The organism is Pseudomonadota bacterium (assembly GCA_013285465.1).
GTDB lineage: Bacteria > Pseudomonadota > Alphaproteobacteria > Micavibrionales > CSBR16-224 > CSBR16-224.
This window is the reverse complement of the sequence record CP053449.1, coordinates 1297377-1318162: the sequence shown is the minus strand read 5'-3', so window position 1 is coordinate 1318162 and position 20786 is coordinate 1297377. Positions and strand designations below refer to the sequence as shown.

The 20786-nt window shown below is 51.4% G+C and carries 17 protein-coding genes; 6 read left to right on the top strand and 11 right to left on the bottom strand.

What is annotated here, in order from left to right; all coding sequences use genetic code 11:
* Positions 1–53 precede the first annotated feature (53 nt).
* The gene (gene mazG, locus HND56_06420) at positions 54–857 is read left to right on the top strand and encodes a nucleoside triphosphate pyrophosphohydrolase (GenBank protein ID QKK05340.1); all 804 of its coding nucleotides are present in this window, start codon (positions 54–56) and stop codon (positions 855–857) included.
* Here mazG and HND56_06415 read toward each other — a convergent pair.
* Complete coding sequence (locus tag HND56_06415) at positions 854–1399, bottom strand: peptide deformylase (protein ID QKK05339.1); 546 nt, start codon at positions 1397–1399, stop codon at positions 854–856. The genes mazG and HND56_06415 overlap by 4 nt on opposite strands.
* 206 nt (positions 1400–1605) lie before the next feature.
* Here HND56_06415 and HND56_06410 point away from each other — a divergent pair, with 206 nt between their 5' ends.
* Positions 1606–2394: a hypothetical protein gene (locus HND56_06410; GenBank protein ID QKK05338.1), complete on the top strand. Its 789-nt coding sequence runs from the start codon at positions 1606–1608 to the stop codon at positions 2392–2394.
* 41 nt (positions 2395–2435) lie between these two features.
* The gene (locus HND56_06405) at positions 2436–3629 is read left to right on the top strand and encodes an amidohydrolase (GenBank protein QKK05337.1); all 1194 of its coding nucleotides are present in this window, start codon (positions 2436–2438) and stop codon (positions 3627–3629) included.
* Between the two features lie 3 nt (positions 3630–3632).
* Here HND56_06405 and HND56_06400 read toward each other — a convergent pair whose 3' ends face one another.
* From HND56_06400 to HND56_06385, 4 genes are all read right to left on the bottom strand, one after another.
* Positions 3633–4535: a hypothetical protein gene (locus HND56_06400; GenBank protein ID QKK05336.1), complete on the bottom strand. Its 903-nt coding sequence runs from the start codon at positions 4533–4535 to the stop codon at positions 3633–3635.
* 26 nt (positions 4536–4561) lie between these two features.
* Positions 4562–5494 carry a rhodanese-related sulfurtransferase gene (locus HND56_06395; GenBank protein ID QKK05335.1) on the bottom strand — a complete coding sequence of 311 codons (933 nt, stop codon included), beginning with the start codon at positions 5492–5494 and terminating at the stop codon, positions 4562–4564.
* Positions 5484–6158 (bottom strand): GcrA cell cycle regulator, encoded by a 675-nt coding sequence (locus HND56_06390; protein QKK05334.1) that lies wholly within the window; start codon positions 6156–6158, stop codon positions 5484–5486. The genes HND56_06395 and HND56_06390 overlap by 11 nt, the downstream gene beginning before the upstream one ends.
* Positions 6159–6282: 124 nt before the next feature.
* Positions 6283–6834: a response regulator gene (locus HND56_06385; protein ID QKK05333.1), complete on the bottom strand. Its 552-nt coding sequence runs from the start codon at positions 6832–6834 to the stop codon at positions 6283–6285.
* 180 nt (positions 6835–7014) lie between these two features.
* On the opposite strand from HND56_06385, the gene HND56_06380 reads away from it, so the two are divergent.
* Positions 7015–7521, top strand: coding sequence for a hypothetical protein (locus tag HND56_06380; protein ID QKK05332.1), 507 nt, complete (start codon positions 7015–7017; stop codon positions 7519–7521).
* 9 nt (positions 7522–7530) lie between these two features.
* On the opposite strand, the gene HND56_06375 is transcribed toward HND56_06380, so the two are convergent.
* Entirely contained in the window at positions 7531–8553 is a 1023-nt protein-coding gene (locus tag HND56_06375; GenBank protein QKK05331.1) for a tryptophan--tRNA ligase, read from the bottom strand.
* Positions 8554–8692: 139 nt separating this feature from the next.
* Between HND56_06375 and HND56_06370 the strand changes: the two genes are divergently transcribed.
* The gene (locus HND56_06370; protein ID QKK05330.1) at positions 8693–9532 is read left to right on the top strand and encodes a hypothetical protein; all 840 of its coding nucleotides are present in this window, start codon (positions 8693–8695) and stop codon (positions 9530–9532) included.
* 81 nt (positions 9533–9613) lie between these two features.
* On the opposite strand, the gene HND56_06365 is transcribed toward HND56_06370, so the two are convergent.
* The 5 genes from HND56_06365 to HND56_06345 all read right to left on the bottom strand — a co-directional run bounded on the left by HND56_06365 (position 9614) and on the right by HND56_06345 (position 19441).
* A complete protein-coding gene (locus HND56_06365; protein ID QKK05329.1) occupies positions 9614–11470 on the bottom strand; it encodes an ABC transporter ATP-binding protein in 1857 nt (618 codons plus the stop codon).
* Between the two features lie 415 nt (positions 11471–11885).
* Entirely contained in the window at positions 11886–14393 is a 2508-nt protein-coding gene (gene infB, locus HND56_06360; protein QKK05328.1) for a translation initiation factor IF-2, read from the bottom strand.
* A gap of 184 nt (positions 14394–14577) precedes the next feature.
* On the bottom strand, positions 14578–16152 hold the full coding sequence (gene nusA / locus HND56_06355) for a transcription termination/antitermination protein NusA (GenBank protein QKK05327.1): 1575 nt from the start codon (positions 16150–16152) through the stop codon (positions 14578–14580).
* 37 nt (positions 16153–16189) lie between these two features.
* Complete coding sequence (rimP, locus tag HND56_06350; GenBank protein ID QKK06581.1) at positions 16190–16732, bottom strand: ribosome maturation factor RimP; 543 nt, start codon at positions 16730–16732, stop codon at positions 16190–16192.
* A gap of 189 nt (positions 16733–16921) precedes the next feature.
* Positions 16922–19441 carry a response regulator gene (locus tag HND56_06345; protein ID QKK05326.1) on the bottom strand — a complete coding sequence of 840 codons (2520 nt, stop codon included), beginning with the start codon at positions 19439–19441 and terminating at the stop codon, positions 16922–16924.
* 135 nt (positions 19442–19576) lie between these two features.
* On the opposite strand from HND56_06345, the gene HND56_06340 reads away from it, so the two are divergent.
* Positions 19577–20668, top strand: coding sequence for a hypothetical protein (locus HND56_06340; protein ID QKK05325.1), 1092 nt, complete (start codon positions 19577–19579; stop codon positions 20666–20668).
* The last annotated feature ends 118 nt before the right edge of the window (positions 20669–20786 follow it).

The following is a 20786-nucleotide window of genomic DNA, read 5'->3' as shown; positions in this document are numbered from 1 at the left end:
TTTTTTGCCGTTATAACAGGCATTCCAAGAAAGTTGAAGGAGAAAGACAAGCAATGTCCGAAGACAAGACACAAATCACCCGCCTGCTGGATATTATGGCACAGTTACGCGATCCGGAAAACGGCTGTCCGTGGGATTTGGAGCAGAATTTTGCCACAATCGCTCCTTATACGGTCGAAGAAGCCTATGAAGTCGCCGATGCGGTGGAAAAAGGCGATATGGCGATGCTGAAGGACGAGCTGGGCGATCTGCTGCTGCAAGTCGTGTTTCATGCACAAATGGCCAAAGAGGAAGATTTGTTTGATTTTGAAGATGTTGCCGCGATCATTTCCGACAAAATGGTGCGCCGCCATCCGCATATTTTTGCGGAAGTAGAGGCGGAAACATCCGATGCGGTCTTAAAAAACTGGGAAGATATCAAAGCGGAAGAGCGCAAAGAGAAAAAAGAAGGTGATGGCAGTGCCTTAGACGGTGTTGCTCTGTCCCTCCCTGCTCTGATGCGGGCGGAAAAACTGCAGAAACGCGCGGCGCGCGTCGGTTTTGAATGGGATGATATTTCCGGCGTCTATGATAAGCTCGAAGAAGAAATTGACGAGCTGCGCAACGCCACCGATGAGGTGAATTTCGAGGAGGAAATCGGCGATATGCTGTTTGTCATCGCCAATCTGGCGCGCTGGCACAAAATCGACCCGGAAGAAGCCCTGCGCAAGACCAATGCGAAATTCCTGCGCCGCTTCCACTATATCGAGGCGGAACTGAAAAAACGCGGCAAAACGCCGGAACAGTCGGATTTACAGGAAATGGATGCGCTGTGGGATGAGGCCAAACGGCATTTTAAAACCAGTGATGCCGCTTAAACCGGCACAGCTTCCGCTTCAGAAAGTTTGGTCAGTTTTTTCAGCTTGCGCAGGATAATGTTGCGTTTCAGCGCTGATAAATGGTCGATGAATAAAATACCGTCCAGATGGTCAACTTCATGCTGCAGACAGGTTGCCAGTAAGCCGTCAGCCTCAAGCTCCTGCTCTTTTCCGTTATAATCCAGATATTTGACGCGGATTTTTGCGGGGCGTTCCACCTCGGCATACATTTCCGGTACGGAGAGGCAGCCTTCATTATAAACAGCGTGTTCTTCCGAAAACCATGTGATTTCAGGATTGACGAAATAAAGCGGGTTGCCTTTTTTGCCAAGCCCTGCCCCGTCTTTTTGCTCCAGATCAATCACCAATACGCGGTTGGAAATCCCGACCTGCGGCGCGGCAAGACCGATACCGTCATCATCATACATGGTCTCCAGCATATCATCCATCTGGCGGCGCAAAGCATCATCAACCTTGTCCACGGGCGATGCGACGCGTTTTAACACCGGATCGGGCGCGGTATAAATTTTCAAAATCGTCATTCTTCTTCTTTCTTCTTTTTCTTACAGGGCTCTTTTTCCCTAATCACCCTTAATTTTACCATAAGCGTCTGATATTTTGGTGTTAATGTCAATGCCGCAGGTGAAATTATCTTGCGACTCACGCATGTGTTTGCTATAAATACTGTGGCTAATAGGGTGACATATAATATTTCGTGCCATTATTCTTTTGTAAAGAAAGGTTTTCCATGGAACAGGACAAAAAACCGACGCCACCCGCTCAAGATAAAAAAGAAATTCCGACCTACTATCTTCGCATGGCTGTTGTGGAAGATATTGATAAAATTCTCGATTTTTACAAAGCCAATAAACACCACAATGTTCGCGACCGTGACCCCGATGTGCTGAAAGAGCGCGCCGATAACGGCTCAATCGTGCTGATCGAAGATGAGGACGGCGAAATCGTCGCGACGTCCATCTCCTATGCGCATAATGTGGAAGAAAACGGTGTCGAGCGTACGGAATGGGTTGAAATCGGCTCAACGCGTATCGCGGGGCTGAACGGCATTCCCGGTGTTTTTGACCTGATGGTTGTGGCGCAAACGTTGCGCGCTTATCTGGTTGAGCCGCCGGAAGATTGTTTTGTCGCCCATATGGAGCATGAATATATTCAAAAAACGGCGGAACGCCTTGGCTTCCGTTCATGTGAGCCGCCGAAGGGCCTGCAGGAAGTATCTGATAAAACCGTTGGCACGGCGGATATGACCGACCGTTCCAAAGACTGGTACCGTATGGGTGTCGAAGGTCTGCCGATTATGGCGCAATATATGGTGGATGCCTGGAATAAACCGACCCTGAAAAATAAAAAGACAGGCGAAGAAATTAAAATCAGCTTCGAGCGTAGCACGATGCTGGACAAATTCAAGGATACCATTGAAAATCTGGCCAAACGTGACTATGGTTCGGTGGATAAGCCTGATCTGACAGAGGGAATCAGGAAGCACCGCGATGACTGGTTGAGACGCCGTTTCCGCTGATCACGCATCACCACGAATGATAGCAAGAAAGGCTGTGTTCCATGTCCGTTCTTTCCGCAATAAAAGAAACGCAAGACGATATTGCCGTCTGGCGCCGCGAGATGCATAAACATCCCGAAACCGCTTTTGAGGAATTCTGGACATCGGATTATATCGCCGCCCGCCTTGACGAATGGGATGTGCCTTATACCCGCGGCTGGGCAAAAACCGGCATTGTTGCGACTTTGCACGGCAAAAACGGCCCTGCGAAGGATAAAAATACCACAGTCATCCTGCGCGCGGATATGGATGCGCTGGACATTACCGAGGAAACAGGCCTTTCTTACGCCTCCACCCATCACGGAAAAATGCACGGTTGCGGCCATGACGGCCATTCCGCCATGCTGCTGGGCGCGGTACAATATTTGTCCCGCCATACGGACAGTTTTGACGGCACGGTGCATTTCGTCTTTCAGCCTGCCGAAGAAGGTGAAGGCGGTGCGCGGGTGATGGTGGAAGAAGGCTTTTTTGATAAATACCCCTGCAAAGCGATTTACGGGCTGCATAACTGGCCTGCCATGAAAAAAGGCACAATGGGCATTTGCGCCGGTGCGATGACGGCCGCCTCTGACCGTTTTAAAATCAAAATCACCGGTAAAGGCGGCCATGCCGCCATGCCGCATCAGAATATTGATGTGGTCACGGCGGCTTCCAGCCTTGTTATGGCATTGCAAACACTGGTTAGCCGCGCAACGGACCCGATGCAGGGCGCTGTTATCAGCGTGACGCTGTTCCGCACGGATGGCAGCGACAGCCTGAATGTCATGCCCGAAGCGGTTAGTCTTGGCGGTACGGTACGGACATTCGGCACGGAAAACCGCGATATGATTGAAACCCGCATGCGCGAAATGGCGGAAGCAACGGCGGCGGCCTTTCATTGCACGGCGGATTTCAGCTATACGCGCGGCTATCCTTCTGTCGTCAATACCGTGGCGGAAACCGATCTGGCGGCTGCGGCGGCGATGAAAACCGTCGGGGAAGAGAATGTCGATGTGAAATTCGTACCGACCATGGGCGGTGAGGATTTTGCTTTCTTTCTGGAGAAATGCCCCGGCGCCTATATCGCGCTTGGTCAGGCTGATGAAGAGAAAAAGGCGCAGCTGCACAGTCCGCATTATGATTTCAATGATGCGGTGGCACCGATCGGCGCCAGCTATTGGGTGCATCTGGTCGAAACCACCCTGCCCGTTTCTTAAGACTTATTTGTTGTGACGTTTTTTATACGCGCCGCCATAGGGTTTGCTGCGCGCGGCCTCGTGGAATCCTTGATCCAGCAGACGTTTCACGACCTCCGGATGTCCGCCGAGAGACGGCGGTACGGCATAGTTCTTATCGCTATAGGTAATCGGCTTGCCCGTCTCCATATTGAGCAGATCGCCGCCTGCGGCCTTGATAATGGCATGGGCTGCGGCAAGGTCCCAATCACTGAACCAGCCGTTAAAAACGGCGATATCGGTTTTTCCTGCGGCAGTAACGCAAAGCCGCCCGCCGCCGACAGCACGCTTTAAATCCAGTTCCGTGCCGTCAAGTGACAGGGTTTTGTCTTTCCATCCGGTTGCCGCGGTCAGTTTTGTTTCTTTGGCCGATGGCTTGCTAACCTGCAACCGGACAGGGTCACCGGAACCTGTTTTCAGATAGGCTTTTCCATCTTCAGCCGTGTAGTAAAATTCCTGCTTGTCCGGATCGGCGGAGGGAAAATAAGCAAAGCCCAGCACAGGCGTATCGCCGTCCATCAGCGCCAGATGACAGCCATAGCCTTCATGACCGTCCAGATAAGTGCGCGTGCCGTCCAGCGGGTCAACAACCCAGTGCAGACGGGATTTTGCGGCTTTGGCGTTATCTTCTTTCGAGGCTTCTTCGGAAATGACCGGAATATCAGGCGTCAGCTTGCGCAGTCCCTCAATGACAATACGGCTGCTTTTGCGGTCGGCAATGGAAACCGGAGAGCCGTCTTCCTTATCAATAGCAACGACATGCCCCTGCAATTCCTGTGTTTTGTCCCCTGCCGCTTTGACAATCGTCATGACATCCGCAAAGGCAAAATCAAAATCCGCAGCTGTGTTTTTCTTTTTGGAAAAAAGATTAAAAAACTTTTTTATCATTTTGATTTTCTTTTGTATTTTATGTTTTATTGTGCGCCAATATGCTTTTCGCCGCGTTCTTCAGCCAACAAGACCTGCTTCTGCCGCTCGGCGGCGGCGGCGCGCTGTTTTTCCGTCAGCTGCCCTGCGCAATGCGGGCAGGATACGCCGTCCTGATAACTGTCATGGCGCAAATCTTCAGGCGACAACGGATGGCGACAGGCACGGCAAAGCGCGTGTTCACCCAGTTCCAGCCCGTGCTTGACGGCAACGCGTTCGTCAAAGACGAAACATTCGCCGTCCCAAAGGCTACTGTCCTGCGGCATGTCTTCCAGATATTTCAGGATACCGCCTTGCAGATGGTAAACTTCCTCAAATCCCTCGCCCAGCATAAAGGCAGAAGCTTTTTCACAGCGGATACCGCCTGTGCAGAACATGGCGACCTTTTTATGCTTTTGCGGATCCAGATTTTTACGCACATAGTGTGGAAACTCACGAAAACTACCGGTTTTCGGGTTTATAGCGCCGCGAAAACTGCCGATTTGCACCTCGTAATCATTCCGGGTATCAATGACAATCGTATCGGGGTCGCTGATAATATCATTCCAGTCTTTCGGCGTGACATAGGTGCCGACACATTTATTCGGATCAACATCCGGGTCACCGATGGTGACAATTTCCTTTTTTAAGCGAACCTTCATGCGATAGAAAGGCATCTCCGCCGCAAAGGATTCCTTATGCTCCAGATCAGAAAGTTCGGGATAATTGTGCAGAAAATCCAGAACGGCATCAATGCCCTGCCGTGATCCGGCAATTGTGCCGTTAATCCCCTCTTTTGCCAGCAGCAATGTACCGAAGACGCCGTTATCGGTGCAGATTTTGCGGATATCACGCTGTTTATCGGCAAGTTTGTCCCATGACACAAATTTATAAAGTGCCGCAACAACAATCTTTTCTGCCGATACTGCGTTATTTGGCATTTTTCAGGGCATCCGTATCATCATCGTCATCATCATCGATATCGTCGATCGCATCAACATCGACATCATCGACATCCAGATCGTCATCATCGTCGTCACCTTTCGCGCCGGCTTTGGCATCGCCGACAAGCTTCAATGCGCCGCGGGTTTTCGATCCCTGTTGCTTGCGCGGTGTCTGATAGGCTTCTGCGGCGTGTTCTTCGCAATAAGGCAGGTTCGGCATGCTGGCAAGGCCGCAGAAATGGAAATCGCTTTCCTGAGGGTCACCGATCGGCCAGCGGCACAGTTTTTCCGTCAGATCCAGCAGCGCAACGCCGCCTTCCAGCTCGCGGTCAACTTCGGCAACGGCCTCTTTAATGGCCTCGGCAATAATTTTCTGTTGTGCGGCGCTCGCAACTTTTTTCTCGCCAGTGGCTTTCTTCTTTGCCGCCGGTTTTTTCGCGGCAGCGGTTTTTTTCGCGGTCGTCGTTTTTGCGGTTTTTTTTGTGTCGTCTTTCGCCTTTTTCTTGATCGGAGAAGACCGTCCGGACAGGCCGAGGCGGTGAGCCTTACCGATGACCGCATTCCGCGTTACGCCGCCAAGTTCCTTGGCGATTTCAGCGGCGCTGCGGCCGTCTTTCCACATTTTTGTCAGTGTTTCGACTCTTTCGTCTGTCCAGCTCATCTTGCCGATTGTCCTTTTCTGTTTATCGTGCTTAAAGCATAAAGAATACTGCCCCGACGTTATAACAAAAATGCGCCGGAATTGCGAATCATTTCATGTTCTTCGCCGGCAGCGCATGCGGGTATCAGGAGGTCTTTTTCTGCGGCGGTGTGCCCTGGGTTTTCGGGTCGACGGATTGGCGGCGCTCCTCCCCTTCGAAAGGCTGCTGTTTTGTACGCCTGTCGGGACCGACATATCCGGGCTTACCGTCTTCATCAGTGTAAAAGACGAAGGGACGCGGTTTTTCAACAATATGTTCGATACGTTTGGCCAGCATCTGGGCGGAAAACGGCTTGACCAGATAATCCGTCACGCCCGCATCGCGCGATTTGATGACGCGGTTGGAGTGGCCGGAACCTGCCGTCATGAGAATCGGCACAAAAGGATTTGGTGAATCGGCATGTGTACGGATTTTGCGGACAAGCCGAATACCGCTATCCGGTGTATCCATCCAGTCAACAATCAGCAGATCGTGATTTTTACGGATAAATTTTTCAAAGCCTTCCTCCACCGTGAAAGCAGAATCGACATTCATGTCCGACACGCCGAAAAGCCCCAATACGCCTTTGATCAGCTGGAAAAGCGGGGGTGAACTCTCGACAACCAGTACACGTACTGATTTGAAATCATAGGCCATTTTTTGACGCCGTTTCGTAACTTTATGCTTTTGTAACTTTTATTATATATACTAAAATAGTATGAAACTGCTTTGTTTTCTATCACAATATGGAACAGAAGTGTAGCAAAATCATACATATACATGTATGTCATGTATATGAGAACAGGCATTCGTGCAGAAGCGAATGAATGAGGGCGTATGAAAAAAGGAACAGGGACAGAACAGCACGGCACACAGCTTGTGATGCCGGAGAACCAGCTTAAGGATAAGCTGGGTCGGGGCGGTTGCGCCTCCGAACGTGTCGAACGCGCCCAGATGTTCATTGATTACAATGATATTGATTTTGTGCCCTTGGCGCGCAAATTGCTTGTTCTGCTGGAAAACGGCGTTGAAGGCGCAAAAGACCCTGAGCTCAATTGGGAAGATGCGGTTTTTTTAATGCTCTACCCTGCCATGCAGTTGAATGCGCAGGGGGCCATGTTCCAGTTTCCGCTGATTTCCAAAATCTGCGATGTACTGGTGAATTTCCTTGAAATCATGGAAGTCTTTAATCAGGATGCCATCGATATTGTGATGGCGCATCATGATGCCGTACAGCATATTCTGGATAATAATGTCCGTGAAAACGGCGGCGAGCTGGAAAAAGTCATGTATGACAATCTTGTTGCCGCCTGCAACCGGTACCGTAAAAAATACCTTCACTAACAACCGGAATTAAGACAGACCAATGACATGACGCATGTCATGCAGTGTTTTCTGTGCGGTTTCGCGGGCTTTTTCCGCCCCCTCTTCCAGCCATTTGTCGATTTTCGGGCGGTCGGCCAGCAGCTCGTTATACAATTTTGACGGCTCTTCCAGATCGCGCTCAATTGCTTCGAATAATTGCTGTTTTGCATCACCGTATCCCATGCCGCCTTCTTCAAAGCCGCGCCGCATTTCCGCCTTTTCCGCATCATTGGCGAAATGGCAATATAGCTGATAGATAATGCTTTCATCCGCATTTTTCGGCTCGTCCGGCTGTTTGGAATCCGTGACAATTTTCATCACCAGTTTGCGGCGTTTTTTGCTGTCCATAAAGACGGGGATATGATTGCCGTAGCTTTTGCTCATTTTCTGGCCGTCAATTCCGGGCAGCAGCCCCGTGCTTTCCTGCACATAAAAATCGGGCAGCGTCAGCACATCGCCGAAGATATGGTTGAAGGAACCGGCGATATCGCGTGTCATTTCCACATGCTGAATCTGGTCTTTGCCGACGGGAACGACTGTGCCGCGCGGCGTCAAAATATCGGCAGCCATCAAAATCGGATAGGTGTAAAGCCCCATATTGATGCCAAGATCAAGATCATTCCCTGTTTTTCCGGCCTCCTTGTTTTTATCAATGGCGGCTTTATAGGCATGGGCGCGGTTCATCAAGCCTTTCGGCGTGACGGCAGAGAGGATCGTCGTGATTTCAAAAATTTCGGGGATATCGGATTGGCGGTAAAAAACCGTGCGCGCAGGGTCCAGCCCCAGTGCCAGCCATGAGGCGGCGACCAGATAAGTGTAATCTTTCAGCTCTGTTGCATCGCGGATGATGTTCAGCGCGTGATAATCGGCGATAAACAGATAAGATTCCGCCGCTTGCGCCGCCAGCTCAATCGCCGGGCGGATGGCACCGATATAGTTGCCGACATGCGGCGCTTCGGTCGGTTTGACACCGGTCAAGACGCGCGCTTTGCTGAGATCCAGTTTTTTCATTGTCTTTATATTCTCTTTACCGTTTGTTTTTGCGCCTTCAGTCATACAGCATGAGGGCAAAAATCACAATCCCTGTTGACAAGTCCATCCCCTTCGCGTATAAATTATGACAATAATTTTACAGCAAATGGAGAGTGAAATGGCCATTTATATCAACGGCAAGCGCGTCGACGGCAATGGCGGCGGCAAATCCCCGAAAAAAGAGACAAAAATCATCGACCAGATTGCCGCAGGCGATATATTCAGCCATGACGGGCCTGTCGAAGTGACGGGGAATATCGGTGCCGGCGCAACGGTTAAAATCAAAAACGGCGGTCTGCATGTTAAGGGAGATGTCGAAAACGGTGCCACGATCAAGGTTGAAGATGGCGGCAATGGTAATGTGTCGATTTCCGGCGGCGATATCGTTGGCGGAAATATCCGCATCAGCGGTAATTTCAGCAATGTATCCATCGGCAATATCTCCGGAGGCGGCTCTGATAAGAGCAATCTGACGGTTGACGGCTATACGAACAATAATGTCACCCTTTATTCCGATCACAAAATCACATTGAAAGCGGCGGGCAACAGTCTGCAGGCTGAAGCAGGACACAGTTTTCAAGCGCAAAGCATCGGCAATGATGCGGAAATTGACTCCGGTCACAGCCTGACCGCAGGAGATATCGGCGAGAATGCCCAGCTGGACGCAGGGCATAGTATGAGCCTTGGCCGCCTTGGCGCGAACTCCTATGCGGTCTCAGGTCACAGCTTTAACGGCAGCGCGCTTGGCGCGGGCTGTAAAGTCCGTGCAGGCCATAGTCTGAATGTTGCCGAGGCGCATGAAAGCGCCTTGTTGAAAGCGGGACATAGTAAAAATGTCGGACGCATCATTTGCGATGAGCCTGCGGCCAAGCCCGCAGCACCGCAGCAAAACAATACGCCGCAAATACGGCATATTGACCGCCGCAATAAAAATAAAAAAGGCCCGTCCGACCTTTAAGCATTTTGAAACAGATAAAAGAAACGCCCCTTCTCCCGTTATGGCAGAAGGGGCGTTTTATTTTGCGGTATGCGTGCCGTCTTAGGCCACGAGACCGGCGGATGCGTCGTCTTCATCCGGAGTCTCGAAACCGGCAGCCTGTATCTCAAGCAGTTTACGGTAGTGACCGTTTTTCCGCTTGATCAGCTCGTCATGGCTGCCCTGCTCGATAATCTTGCCTTTTGCAAAGACAAGAATACGGTCAGCCTTGCGGACGGTGGACAGACGGTGCGCGATCATAATGGTCGTGCGGTTATCTGTCAGTTTTTCCACCGCCTTCTGGATCAGCGATTCCGACAGTGAATCAAGGCTTGATGTGGCCTCGTCCAAAATCAAAATCGGCTTATCCGCAAGCATGGCACGGGCAATGGCAACACGCTGACGCTCACCGCCGGAGAGCTTGATACCGCGTTCACCGACAAGTGTGCGATAGCCCTCGGGCAATTCTTTAATGAACTCATGCGCATAGGCCATTTCCGCAGCCTCGGCGATTTCCTCCTCGCTCGCACCGGGACGACCATAGGCGATATTTTCCGCCAGCGTGCGGTGGAACAGCATCGGCTCCTGCGGCACCATAGAAAGGGCACTGCGCAGGCTCATCTGTGTGACATCCGCAATGTCCTGACCATCGATCAGGATACGACCTTTTTCAAGATCGTACAGACGCTGCAACAGCTTGACGAAGGTACTTTTACCGCTACCTGAATGACCGACCAGAGCGACTTTTTCACCCGGTTTGATCTCCAGATTGAAGTCTTTATAGGTCTCCTTGTTCTGATTTTCGTAACGGAATGTTACGTCCTCAAAAACAATGCGGCCTTTTTTGACTTTCAGGTCTTCGGCACCGTCGTTATCGGCGACGCCAACCTCCATCTTGTCGATCCGTACCACGTCTTCCATCTCGTTGATGGATTTCTGGATGACACGGATCGTGTTACCGATATTGCGGACATAACCGCGGATCATCATACAGCTTGCAATAACAAGGCTGACCTGACCCGGGGTAAAGATGCCTGCTCCCCAGCGCAGGATTGCCAGCGTAATAATCACGGCCAGCAAAGCTGACAGATAGAAATCCTGCACCGTACCGACAACGACAAAGCGGAACCATACACGTTTGAGCAAGCGTGCCCATGTGCTGAGTTCACCGTCAAGACGGGCATCTTCGCGGTCTTCCGCGCCGAAGGCTTTGACCACCGCGTTACAGGTGATCGAGTCGGCAAGGCAGCCGCCCAGATGGGAGTCGTTTTTGTTGAACTCCTGGTTCGCAGGAGCCGCGAATTTCGTCGCCATCAGCACACTCAGGCTGATATAGATCGAGAATCCGACAACGAACAGCATCCCCATTGTTGACCAATGCGAGAACTGGACGACCGACAGACCGATCAGAACCAGCAAAGTCGGCAACAGCCCTGTGAACACCGCTTCGTTAAAGGTGTCGAACGACCATTTACCGCGCGTAATTTTGCGGACGGTCGAGCCGGCAAAGCTGTTCACATGCCAATCCGTGCTCAGACGCAGGACTTTCCTGTGCGCATCGGCGACAAGCGTATGCATCTTGTCGGAGATAATGCGCATCCAGATCATCTCGCTTCCGAAAAAGAAGACGCGGTGCAACACGTTAAAGCCGATATAGCCCGCCAGTGCCCATAAGGCGGGGCGCAGCTGATCCGGCGTTCCCGCATATCCTTCGGCAAGTGCTTCGACGATCAGCCCCGAAAAGACCGGCACGACGATATCACAGACCGAGGCAATGATGACAAGCGTCACCGCCGTAAACACCCAGCCGGGCGTTGACATCATATAGCGCCAGAAATAGCACCATGTGTCCCACGCGCTGACCGGAGTCGCGAGGCGTTCTCTTTCTTCCTGTTTTTCTTCTTCTGTTTCTTCCAACATAGCTTAATACACCCGTATTTTTTGGTTCGTCTAAATACAATCTTCTTTCAAAAGCTTTTCGCTATTTGAAATGACGGAACGCCTATAATTGTTTTTTTGTTAAACAAAAATAACTGACAGCGGTGCGCCTTTTCCGAAAAGCAACAATGTTTTGCAAAGGAATATCCTTTGTCGTTTGAACATGCCCTCTCCGGTTCGGGTGCGCCGCAAAAATTTACAGAATTTAAACGGGCGGAATGCGGAGAAGAGTCAATGTCCAAGGGGTCTTGTAAACAAGATAACCATTGGCTTTGGCCCTTTCTAAAGTTGATCCAACATGTGATTATGGCGCAAAATGAAAATTATGCGCAAGCAGTTTTTTTCAACCTGCCCGTAACATGTTGATTTTTATGAAAAGAAAAGTTAAGAAAGCTGATTATTCCAGCTCGCGCGCATGTTCGGTTTTTTCAAACACTTCGATGACGTCGCCTTCTTTCATGTCGTCATAGTTCTCGAACGCCATACCGCATTCGTAACCTTCACGCACTTCTTTGACTTCGTCTTTGAAGCGGCGCAGCGTTTTCAGCTTGCCTTCATGGACAACGACATCATCGCGCAGCAGGCGGACGCCCGCACCGCGTTTGACGATACCTTCCGTGACCATACAACCGGCGACTTTACCGACTTTGCTGACTTGGAAGACCTGACGAATCTGGGCGTAACCGATCTGGCTTTCGCGAATTTCCGGTGACAACAGACCGCTCAACAGGGCTTTGATATCGTCAATTGCTTCATAAATAATCGAATAATAACGAATTTCTACGCCTTCTTTGCGCGCCAGCTCCCGTGCCTGCGCATTGGCGCGGACATTAAAGCCGAGAATCAGTGCATCCGAAGCATGGGCAAGCGTGACATCGGATTCGGTAATACCGCCGGCTGCGCCGTGCAGGATGTTCACGCGGACTTCCTGATTGTCCTCCGTCAGTTTCGTAAGCGAGCCCATAATGGCCTCGACCGAACCGTGTACATCGGCTTTGATGACGACATTCAGCTCTTTGACATTGCCTTTCTCCATATGGTGCATCAGATGCTCCAGCCCCGTCCGGTTGGTCTTGGCGATCGCCAAGGCACGGTTGCGGCGTGTACGGAATTCGGCAATTTCACGGGCGCGGCTTTCACTTTGCACAACGGCAAAATCGTCACCGGCATTCGGCAAACCGTTCAGCCCCTGTACTTCGACAGGCTGACCGGGGACGCCTTTTTTCAGTTTTTTGCCGTGATCATTGGTCAGAGCGCGGACTTTCCCCCATTCGGGACCGGAAACGAAAATATCACCGACTTTCAGCGTGCCGCGCTGAATCAGAACTGTTGCAACGGGACCACGTCCCTGCTCCAGTTTGGATTCAACCACTGCACCGACGGCCAAACGGTCGGGATTGGCTTTCAGCTCCAGTATTTCAGATTGCAGCAGAATGGCTTCTTCGAGCTCTTTCAGGCCTTGTTTGGTCTTCGCGGAGACTTCGATACACTGGATTTCACCGCCGAAAGATTCTACCTGAACTTCATATTGCAACAATTCCTGCCGGACTTTGTCGGGATCGGCATCTTCAAGATCGCATTTGTTGACCGCGACAATAATCGGCTTTCCTGCCGCTTTCGCGTGGCTGATCGCTTCAATCGTCTGCGGTTTGATACCGTCATTGGCGGCAACGACCAGCACAACCAGATCCGTCACATCCGCACCGCGTGCACGCATTTCGGTAAAGGCGGCGTGGCCGGGCGTATCAAGGAAGGTGATTTTTTGTTTGCCGTCCATCGTAATCTGATAGGCACCGATATGCTGGGTAATGCCGCCGGCTTCATGTACGGCGATATCAGCCTCGCGGATGGCATCCAGCAAAGAGGTTTTACCGTGATCGACATGCCCCATGATTGTCACAACCGGAGGGCGCGGTTTCAGCGTTGCCGGATCATCTTCTTCACCCATCAGGCCTTCTTCAACATCGGATTCCGAAACACGTTTGCTTTGGTGACCGAATTCTTCGACAATCAGTTCTGCCGTATCCGTATCAATCGGCTGGTTGGCTGTGGCCATGACACCCATTTCCATGAGTTTCTTGACGACATCACCAACGCGTTCGGCCATACGGTTCGCCAGTTCCTGCACCGTGATGGCTTCGGGAATGGTGACTTCGCGCACCTGTTTGGTATGTTCGATTTTTTGCTTTTCAGCCTTCATCCGCATCCGTTCTTTTTCACGGGCACGGCGCTGTGCGGCAAGGCTGGGCATACGGTCGGTACCGTCAAAGTCCTTATTCAGTGCCTGCGTGACCGTCAAACGGCCGGTATCACGGCGGCGGTCATTGCGTTTGACCGGTGCAGCCAGTTTTTTCTTTTCACGGCTTTCATCGGTTTCTTTTGCCTCTTCCTCAACACGGTAGCCGGCGGTTTTACGTCCTGTGGCCTTGCGGTCAAGTGTTGTTTCGGCAGCCTGCTGCTCGGCAATGCGTTCAGCCTCCGATTTCGGTGCGACGGCTGCCTCTTCGGCTTGTTGCTTTTCAAGCGCGGCTTTTTCACGCGCTTCCTGCGCCTCCTGACGGCGGCGGTCGTCTTCCTGCTTCTTGCGGGCCGCTTCGGCAATCGGCGGCGGCTTGGGTAAAGCGCTTTCAGCGGCTTCTTCGGAGGCGTCCTTTTTATCGGCACCCTGCAATGCTTTCAGGCGGGCTTCACGCTCTTCATCGGTCAGGTGATGATCTTTTTGTTCATTCTGGTCGGATTGCGACGCGCCTCCTGCAGTACGCTTACGCCGCACCTCCACCGCCACGCCTCTCGCGGGCGCGGATGTTTTATCCTGCAGAGCCTGGGGCGTGGTTTTGAGGCTCAGCGTCCCTTTGTCAGACAGGCTTAGTTTCTTGCGTTCTTTTTCCTTGCTTTCAGCAGCCATCAGCAATCCAAATCCTTAAAATACTTCATTCTTTTTTCATCCGTTCCCCGTTTTATGCGGAAAAACCGGATTTCAGTTTTATAGCACTACACCATTTCATCGTCAAAAACCAGTAAATAATCTGAACCGTTCCCGCCCCGTCCTTTTGCAAACAGGGCGGAAAACGGCAGTTTTACGGGCCGGCTTATGCGGCGCCGGATGCTTCTTGCGGTGCATCCTCAAGCAGAGCGGAGTCTTCGCCTTCTTCCGCCGCAGCCTCTTCTTCCTCATCAGCGAACCATCCGGCAGCTTTCCGTGCGTCCATGATGACGGTATTCGCATGATCCTGATCGGTTTTTTCCTCACCGATATATTCGATGAATTCATCCGAGGCCAGATCTGCCAGATCTTCCAGCGTTTTGATCCCGTTTTCGGCCAATGTGATGATCATTTCGCGCGTCAAGCCTTGTGCGCCGATCAAATCTTCAGCGATTTTCAGCTTTTTGCAGCTCTTTTCAAACTCTTCCGCTTTCTGCGTGATATAGATTTGCGCACGGTTTTGCAGCTCGGCAGCAACATCTTCGTCAAAGCCTTCAATGCGGGCCAGTTCGTTAATGTCGGTTTCCGCTATTTCCTCAATCGTCGAGAAGCCTTCAATAACCAGCAGATGCGCAATCACTTCATCCACATCCAGCGCTTCCATGAACAGAGCGGAGCGTGTTTTAAACTCGGCATTGCGGCGCTCGGACTCTTCAGCCTCGGTCATAATGTCGATGTCCCATCCGCTAAGAATGGAGGCAAGACGGACATTCTGGCCGCGGCGGCCAATGGCAAGGCTAAGCTGTTCATCGGGAACAACCACATCCATGCGGTGGGTATCTTCGTCCAGAACGACTTTTGCGACCTGTGCAGGCGCAAGTGCGCTGACAACGAAGGACGCGACATCTTCCGTCCAGGGAATGATGTCGATTTTTTCACCTTGCAGCTCGTTTACAACCGCCTGTACGCGGCTTCCGCGCATACCGACGCAGGCACCGACCGGGTCAATCGAGTTATCATAGGACAGTACCGCGATTTTGGCACGGCTACCCGGATCACGGGCAACGGCTTTGATTTCAATGACACCGTCATAGATTTCCGGCACTTCCTGCTGGAACAGTTTCGCCATGAAAGCCGGATGCGTACGGGACAGGAAAATCTGCGGGCCGCGCTGTTCCTGACGGACTTCATAGATATAGGCGCGGACGCGGTCACCGTTTTTGAAATGTTCGCGCGGGAGGGTTTCGTCGCGGCGGATATAACCCTCGGCACGTCCCAGATCAACGGTCACATTACCGTATTCCACACGTTTGACGACACCGTTGACGATTTCGGCAACACGGTCTTTGTATTCTTCGAACTGACGCTCGCGCTCTGCTTCGCGGACTTTCTGCATAATGACCTGACGCGCGGTTTGCGCAGCAACGCGGCCAAAATCCAGCGGCGGCAGCGGTTCGATGATGAACTCGCCGACTTTAATGTCAGGATGCGTAACAAGAGCGTCTTTCAGGAAAATCTGGGCGCTTTCGCTTTCCATTTCGGCATCATCTTCGATGACCTCCTGATAACGGAACAGTTTGATATCGCCGTTTTGACGGTCAATGGTCACGCGAATGTCGAATTCATGGCCGTATTTGGAACGTCCTGCCTTTTGAATGGCCTCTTCCATTGCGGCCAGAACAACTTCCTGCTCAATGCCTTTTTCACGCGCAACGGCGTCTGCAACCTGTAATATTTCCATTTTCGTCCTCTTTTGCTTATTGTTTGCGTTGGTTTGTTTATTGTGTTTCGTCTTGTTGTTTTTCTGTTTGTGCGGCTTCCTGCTGCTGTTTTGCCATTGCCAGCAATTCATCCGTCAGAACCAGTTTTGCGCGGGAAACGGCGGCAAAATCAATCTCCAGATTTTCGCCCTCTTCCGTTTCCAATGTGAATTCCTTGTCATTTGCCGCCATAATGCGGCCCTTGAAACGTCTGCGGCCTTCAAAAGGCGGATCAAGCTCGATCCGTGCCTCCAGACCGGTACTGCGCAGAAAATCTTTCGGGCGTGTCAGCGGGCGATCCAGCCCCGGACTGCTGACTTCCAGCGTATAGCGGTTTTCAATCGGATCCTCGACATCCAGTACGGCGGAGAGCGCATGGCTGATATCCGCGCAATCCTCAACACCCATAATACCGTCTTCCGCCTGCGGTTCGGCCATGATTTGCAGGGTCGGGTTATGCATACCGCCAATCAGGCGGACGCGCACCAGTTCAAATCCCATATCTTCCAGAACGGGCTCAACGATGCGGGCAATGCGTTTTTCAAGCGGTGTCGTTTTCATCTTTATTCCAAACATATTGTTTAAATCCTGAATGTGCCAAGCGTGAAGGGCGAGCTTTCGAGAAGCTCACCTCCAAAATCCAGCAGTCAATTTCAGGAGATAGGCTTTATACATGACGTATAAAACTTAAGGCGAAAATACGCCTGTTTCCAAAAAAATGCAAGGGATTTTTTTAAGGCGGCAGCCGCACTATTCTTCCAGCACGTCTTTTACCTTTTTCGCCAGCTGCTGCAGCGTGAACGGCTTTTGCAGGAAATGCGTATTTTTGCCGAATTCCTCTTTAAAACGGTCCTCGGAATAGCCGGACATAAAGATGATTTTCAGCTTCGGATAAAGCCGCCGCAAATGTTTCGCCAGTGTCGGGCCGTCCATTTCCGGCATAATGACATCGGTCACCAGCAATTCGATATCGATCTTCATATTTTCCAACAGCTCCAGCGCGGCTTCGCCATGCGGGGCATCAACGATTTTATAGCCTTTGTTGCTGAGCGCGCGGGAGCTGAAAGTCCGCACGGCATCTTCATCTTCGACCAGCAGGATAGCTGCACTTCCTGTCAAATCTTCAGAGGCCTCGTCTTTAACGGGTTTCTCGGCTTCGGCTTTCTCGGCGCTGTCGCCTTTGTCCTGAATCTGGTGGCGCGGCAGATAAATCGTGAAGGTCGTGCCTTCATTGACAACGCTGTCGACGCTCAAGTAACCGCCGGTCTGGTGTACAATTCCGTGAACCGTTGATAGTCCCAGTCCCGTTCCGGAACCGATTTCCTTGGTCGAGAAAAACGGCTCGAAAATCCGGCGCATAACATCAGGCGGTATACCGGTACCGGTGTCGCGGACTTTGATCAGCACCCAGTCCCCGACCGGCAGGAATTCATCCTCGCCCAGGCTTTCCATTTTGCCATTGCTGTAGTTTTCCGTGATAATGTCCAGCGTACCGCCGCCGGACATGGCATCGCGCGCATTAACAGCCAGATTGATCAAGACCTGCTCCAGCTGCCCTTCATCACATTTCACCGACCAAAGGTTCTGGCCGTGTTTAATATTCATCTGGATTGTGGCACCGATCAGACGCTGCAACAGATGCGACAAATCGCTGAGCACATCCGTCAAATCCAGCACTTTCGGCTGCAGGGTCTGCTGGCGCGAAAACGCCAGCAATTGCCGGACAAGATTGGAGGCGCGATTGGCATTCTGTTTGATCTGCATAATATCGGCAAAGGACGGATCACCCGGTTTATGGCGCAGCAGCAGCAGATCACAGAAACCGATCATCGCTGTCAAAAGATTGTTGAAGTCATGTGCAATACCGCCGGCAAGCTGGCCGACAGCCTGCATCTTTTGCGATTGGCTGAATTGCTGCTCCAGATTTTTCTGTTGCGTCAAATCGACAAAACAGAGCGCCAGCTCGTTTTCCGTGATTTTATGCGCATAAACACAGACAGGCAATTGCCCCTTCTCCTGCAAAAAGCCGATTTCAAGGGCGTGCGCATTCTCCCGTCCGTCCGTTTCGGCAATCTGTCCAATCCATTGCTGCAGCAGGCTCTGCTGATCTTTGACCACAAAGGAGGACAGCGCCATGTTCAGACAGTTCTCACGCCCGGACAGATGCGTAAAGGCGCTGTTGCAATGCGTGATTTCCAGATCGGCGGTAACCGTACACATCCCCAGAGGTGCCGCTGTAAACAGTTCCTGAAAATAGCCCCCGATATCCTCGGCCAGTTTTTCGGCATTTCCCTGCTTCCGCGCGACCGTCTGCTCTGCCGGGTCGTAAAAGACGGTATAACCGCGTATGGCGCCGTTTTTCTGCGGCACAATGCAATGCAGCAAAAAGACATGTTTTTCCGCGCCGCTGTCGGATTTTATCTTGTAATGGCCGGACTGGATTTTGCGGCCGTCTTTAAACAAAGAATATGGTGCGCTTTTATCCTCGGGCGGCGTGACAAAGAGATCATGGAACTTTACTTTTTTGTCTATAACATTAAGAAAATCATTTAACTTATTGTTTATTTGAATAATAATTCCATCTTCATTCGTAATGCACAGCCCCGCAGGCAGATGGGAGAACAGGCTTTTCATTTCCTGATACTGTTCTTCGGAAACCTGCTGTTCCTGATATTCATGGGTGACGTCATGCACAAACCACTGGTTATGATCGGGCCAGTCCGTAATCGGGTGAACAATCACCTTCAGCCAGCGGGTATTATCCGTTGCACGCCCGACAAAGGAAAAATCCTGTTGCGCGGGCGGTGTGCCGTCATGTTTGGTGAAATAGGCCTGCAGGGTTTGACGCAGCTTGTGAGGACGAAAGAAAATATCCGCAACATCCTGATAAGCCAGAACGTCTTTTTCCCCGTACAGATTTTTCCATGTCTGGTTGGCGTAAAGAATATTGCCGTCACGATCCGTGATCGCCTGGGCATCCGGGCTACGATCAAGAACATCGAACAGAATCTGGCGGTTTTGTTCGGCGCGGGCAAAAATGCGTTTCAGCATCAAAATCGCCAACCCGCCGAGAATTCCATAAATATAGACAGCGGTCACCCCCATCAGGGAGTGGCTGCTCATATTCAGAAAAAATGCGGCAATCGCAAGAGCAATCACGCCATAGAGGATGCTGATTGCCGCAACAATAAGAAAACGGGAACGCGTGGAGAATTTGCTTGTTGTCTCCGCCGTCAGTGTTTTATCGATGAAAAAGCCGGAACCGCTCATATTCTAGAAAACTGATGTTCTGTTTGATATTCTTCTATTTTCAAGGGTACAATATCGTAAGGCTTTCGCCTAGCATATTATGAGGACCGGCGTGCGGAGATAAAGAAACCACAAAACAAAAGATTTAAGAAGCACATGTCTTATTATTTTACACTTGGTGAATTTTTGGAGGGCAGCGGCAGACGGCATGACCGCACTCCTTTGACAATGCCCATCCCCGTCCATGCGGATGCGCAGAATATTCAGAGCACTATCGGCTCTGCTGCGGACATATTGGTCTCCGATAAATATTTCAATATCTGGGATATCGGTGCCGGTGAAACGGCACAGGCACGGCTGGCGCATTTTTTGACGGCGACACAAATGTACCGCCTGTCACTGGAGTTGCTGCTGGACAAGGCATTATTGGCGGCGGAGGATGATGATACAGCGCTTGCTGCGGCGCTTCAGGAAGGCTTTAAGGGAATCGGTCTGCCCCAGCCTGCAATGGACGGTGCGGGAAGTGATGTGGGAGAACTGGCACATCCGATGCTGGAGCACCTGTCTGCGGAAGATATTGCCGGTGTATATATCCGTTTTTGCGCAGCGCTGAAGACATCGGAACAGACCGCGCGTTATCAATTCGGAAATATTATCGCGCTTGACCGTGGTCCTTTTTATAAAGAGTTCGACGGCTACCGTTTCCGCGGCGTGAATTATATCCGTTTTGATAAACTGCTGGAGGACGCACACCGGATGGTGATTGACGGCGGCCGTTTTCTGGATGATTACGTGGCCTCGGGCAAGCAGCAGGCGGAAAGCCGGGATCTGTCTTCTGCCGGTGCGTATTTACAGGCTTGGCTGCAGGCTGACCGCGCCCAGTATCTGCGCTGCGCCGATGTGGATGTTTTGCTGTCTTTGACCAAACATATGCCCCCTGCCCTGAAATACGATATTTTCTTCATTGTCGAACAAGAGACGATCAAGCAGGTCTATGCGGCAAAATGTCTTGAGATGGGCGGCGCGGAACTGATTGCACATACCGTGCATATCAAAAAAGCCATCGCGCATAATGCCGCGGGTGAAAACAGTGACAATGTGCAGAAACTGGTTGCCGAAACGCTTGCACCGGATGCGGCCTATAGTGGCGCGGCACAGCTTTTTGTAACCGCGGCGCAAAACCGCCATCTGGAGGCGGAAACCGTTTCCGCTCACGCCCTTCCCGATGCTGCCAGCAACGCGTCTTAGAATTCCTGTGCCCTCCTTATCAAATTATTTTATGTTTTATCCTTGCGGGTGATTATGCCATATGCTAATCTGCCCTCCAAAATAAGGAAAATAAAACGAAACCACAGCCCATTTTTAA